At 38.0% G+C, this 255-nt stretch carries 1 pseudogene; it reads right to left on the minus strand.

Annotation, left to right across the window (positions count from 1 at the left end):
• Positions 1–43: 43 nt before the first annotated feature.
• A pseudogene (locus KVT27_RS25380) lies at positions 44–255 on the minus strand (serine hydrolase domain-containing protein); the annotation flags it as partial.

Raw genomic sequence — 255 nt, forward strand, 5'->3', positions numbered from 1 at the left:
ATATATGTTGATTGGTTATATTGGCATACTTAAAATACGGTAATTATGTTTGATCTTTATCGTCCACAGTCATTTGCTGTCGTCTCAAGAGCAGTAAAGTAGCTGGTAGCGTTGCCACTACTTTTGTTAATGTCGCTATATCGAATAATGTATGGCTCAAAATGGGATGTTTGCTGCCATCCTGCGCTGTAAAAGCCCCGTTACTACGTGACAAAATTCTTTTATGATGTTGTTGAACAATCAATACTGCACCTG

The organism is Lysinibacillus sp. GbtcB16 (assembly GCF_019091145.1).
Taxonomy (GTDB): Bacteria; Bacillota; Bacilli; order Bacillales_A; family Planococcaceae; genus Lysinibacillus; species Lysinibacillus fusiformis.